Consider the following 2634-nt stretch of genomic DNA (forward strand, 5'->3'; position numbering starts at 1 on the left):
GGCACCCGCTCGCGGACGAGCCGGTGGCCGAGCCGGCCGCCCCGCCGGTGGCGCGCGGGGCGATCGTCGGCCGGGAGGCGGAGGCCGAGGTGCTGGCCGACGCCTTCGCCGTGCACGGGGACCGGCTGGTGTCGCTGGTGGGCCTCGGCGGGGTGGGCAAGTCCCGGCTCGCCCTGGAGGTGGCCCGCCGGCTGCACCTGGCCGTCCGCTGGTCGGTGCGCTGGGTGGACTGCGGTGGTGGCCCGCACCCCTGGCGCGGACGGCTGGACGACCTCGTCCGGGACATCGGCGACCGGCCCGCCCTGCTGGTGCTGGACGGCGCCGACGGCGGGGTGGACGCCGGGCAGTTGGACGGGCTGTTCCACCACTGCCCCGGGCTGCGGGTGCTGATCACCGCCCGGGAGGCCCGGCCGCTGCCCGGCGGCCAGGTCATCCCGCTCGCGCCGCTGCCCGTCCCGGCGCCCGAACTCGATGCCGAACCGGAGGCGTTGGCGCAGGTCGGGGCCGTCCGGCTGTTGCTGTCGCACCTGTGCCGACTGCGTCCCGGCTACACCCTGGAGCGCTCCGAGGCGCCCGCCGTCGCGGAGCTGTGCCGCCACCTGGACGGCCTGCCGGGCGCGTTGGAGCGGGCGGCGGGGTGGGCGCTGGTGCAGTCCACCGCCCAGTTGGTGGCCCGGCTGGGGGCCGTCCCGTTCACGCTGGCGGCGCCGCCGGTGGTGTTCGGCGCGCGCGGTGACCTGCGGGACGAGGTGGAGCCGGCCATCCGGCAACTGACGGACCGTCAGCGCGCCCTGCTGGAAGTGCTCGTGGACGAGCCGGGGGACTGGTCGGGGGAGGATGCGGTGGTCCGCAGCGGCTGGGCGCTGCAGACCTGCCTGGCCACGGTGCACGAACTGCTGTCGCGCGGGCTGATCCGTAGTGTGCCCGCCCGGGACGGCGTGCGCTTCACGGTGCTCAACCTGTGCCGGCGCCTCGTCCGGGAGGAGCCCGCGGTCCGGCTCGGTTCGGGCGGGGACGTTCCGCTGCTGGCCGTCGCGGGCTGACCGTCGAGGGGGCGTGCGTCGCGGGCCGGCCGGTGCGGACCGGCCGCGCCGCGCCGCGGCGGCCGGGCGCCGATCCCGCCGATCCCGCCGATCCCGCTGATTCTGCCGCTTAATGCCGCAGGAGCTGCCGCTTGCCGGGCCCGATCGTTCCTAGCGTTCTCCGTGGGCGGGGCCGCCGCGACACGCGCGCCGGAATGCCATCGACGATCTCTACCGATGAGGGCTGAGTTGTGGAGCACGGAAATGCCGAACAGAACGGTCTGGACGTCGTCGTGACGACGATGGCCTCGGATTCGCACACCTGGAACCTGGTGTTCCTCCAGTTCCTGCTGGAGGAGATGGGCCACCGGGTGACGAATCTGGGCGCGTGCGTCCCGGACGCGCTGCTGCTCTCCGAATGCCGCCGGACGGAACCGGACCTGATCGTGATCAGCAGCGTCAACGGGCACGGCCACCAGGAGGGCCTGCGGGTGATCCAGGCCCTGCGTGCCTGCCCGGAACTGCGGGGCACCCCGACCGTCATCGGCGGCAAGCTCGGCATCGCCGGAGCCGACGACCCCGACCGCGAGCGGACCCTGCTGGCGGCCGGCTTCGACGCGGTCTTCGAGGAGGGCGCCGCGGTGGCCGGGTTCCGCGAGTTCGTCGGCGGACTGCGCTCCAGGGTCCTGCTGTGACCGGTCCTGCCGGGTCGGGTCCTGCCGGGACGGGCTTCGGCGCGTTCGTGGCGAAGGCCGCCGAGGCCGGCGCCCTCGTGGTCCAACCCCGGATGGGGATGGCGGACGCGGCCCGGATGCGGGAGGGCCTGCTCGCCACCCGGGCGGCGGCCGCCGTCACCGTCGGCACCATCACCCTGGACAGCTACACCCGCACCGGCGACCTCGCGGCCGCGCGGCGCGCCCTGGCCGTCGGGGCGGGCCTCAACGGCTACCCGATCGCCACCCACCCGGTCGAGGTCACCCGGGCGGTGCTGCGCGGAGTGGCGGACGCGGGCTTCCCGGTGCAGGTCCGGCACGGCTCGGCCGCACCGGAGCGGATCTTCGAGGCGCTGCTGGCGGCCGGTCTCGACGCCACCGAGGGCGGACCGGTCTCCTACTGCCTGCCGTACGGCCGCACCCCGCTCCACGAGGCGGTGGCCCGCTGGCGGCGCAGCTGCGAACTCCTGGCAAGCATCCGGGAGTTCGGTGCCGAGCCGCACCTGGAGACGTTCGGCGGCTGCCTGATGGGACAGCTCTGCCCGCCCTCGCTGCTGATCGCCGTCAGCGTGCTGGAGGCGCTGTTCTTCCGTCGGCACGGCCTGCGCAGCATCTCGCTCAGCTACGCCCAGCAGGCCAACGCCCGCCAGGACGAGGAGGCGCTGGCCGCGCTCGGCCGGATCGCGGGCGAGCTGCTCACGGACGTCGACTGGCACCTCGTGGTGTACGCGTACATGGGCGTGTTCCCGCGCTCGCCCGGCGGCGCGCGGCTGCTGCTGGAGGACGCGGCGCGGCTCGCGGTGCGCGGCGGCGCGGCCCGGCTGATCGTCAAGACCACGGCCGAGGCGCACCGCATCCCGACCGTCGCCGAGAACGTCCGGGCGCTGGAGACCGCCGCC

General features: G+C 75.4%; 2 protein-coding genes and 1 pseudogene. All 3 read left to right on the top strand.

Going from position 1 to position 2634, the window contains the following annotated elements; translation table 11 throughout:
* Positions 1 to 1043, top strand: a 1043-nt coding sequence (locus tag KS423_RS43140; RefSeq protein ID WP_224285155.1) for an XRE family transcriptional regulator, incomplete at its 5' end; no start/stop codon positions are given.
* A gap of 281 nt (positions 1044 to 1324) precedes the next feature.
* Positions 1325 to 1717, top strand: a complete 393-nt coding sequence (locus tag KS423_RS43145) for a cobalamin B12-binding domain-containing protein (protein WP_374120160.1) — start codon at positions 1325 to 1327, stop codon at positions 1715 to 1717.
* Positions 1714 to 2634 (top strand): annotated as a pseudogene (locus KS423_RS43150) (hypothetical protein); the annotation flags it as partial. The gene KS423_RS43145 and the pseudogene KS423_RS43150, both read left to right, overlap by 4 nt.

Origin of the sequence: Streptomyces sp. LS1784 (assembly GCF_020103755.1) — a bacterium.
In the GTDB taxonomy this organism is placed as follows: Bacteria; Actinomycetota; Actinomycetes; order Streptomycetales; family Streptomycetaceae; genus Kitasatospora.